The organism is Pseudoalteromonas sp. MB41 (genome assembly GCF_020966275.1).
In the GTDB taxonomy this organism is placed as follows: Bacteria; Pseudomonadota; Gammaproteobacteria; order Enterobacterales; family Alteromonadaceae; genus Pseudoalteromonas; species Pseudoalteromonas lipolytica.
Genome location: NZ_JAJJZF010000084.1, coordinates 1 through 613, shown reverse-complemented (window position 1 = coordinate 613; position 613 = coordinate 1). Strand labels below are relative to the sequence as shown.

General features: G+C 39.5%; 1 protein-coding gene. It reads left to right on the top strand.

Going from position 1 to position 613, the window contains the following annotated elements:
• The first annotated feature begins 117 nt into the window (after positions 1–117).
• On the top strand, positions 118–552 hold the full coding sequence (gene tnpA, locus LPA49_RS22280; protein WP_036970631.1) for an IS200/IS605 family transposase: 435 nt from the start codon (positions 118–120) through the stop codon (positions 550–552).
• The last annotated feature ends 61 nt before the right edge of the window (positions 553–613 follow it).

The window sequence follows — 613 nt, the reverse complement described above, 5'->3', positions numbered from 1 at the left end:
TTTTCGGCCCTAAACCACCTACTTCAGTAGGTGGTTATCATCATTTAGGCTTTGCCTGAAAAAATACTCATGTTAATTCCTTACTTGATTTTTAGCGAAGTCATATAAGGAAAAAACATGAGTAGATACGAGAAAGCATCGCATGTGTATTGGCGATGTCAATATCATATAGTCTGGACACCAAAGTATAGGTTCAGAATATTGAAGAACAAAGTAGGCAGAGATGTTTACAGGTGCATACAAGTTTATTGTGAGCAGTTAGGGTGCAAAGTAGTCGAGTTAAATGTGCAGGTTGACCATGTTCATTTGGTAGTAAAGATACCGCCGAAGTTATCAGTCTCGAAATTAATGGGTGCTTTAAAGGGAAAAATAGCGTTAAAGCTATTTAGCAAATATCCATACTTAAGGAAAAACAAGTTATGGGGAAACCATTTTTGGCAGAGAGGGTACTTCGTAGATACTGTAGGGATAAATGAAGAAATAATAAGGCGGTATGTCAGGCACCAAGAAAAGGAAGAGGTGCAAGAGCAGGCGCAGTTAACACTCCAGTAAACAACGCCCCCTTCTAGGGGGCTAATGCAAAGCCACCTTCTTTAGAAGGTGGATCTTTTAC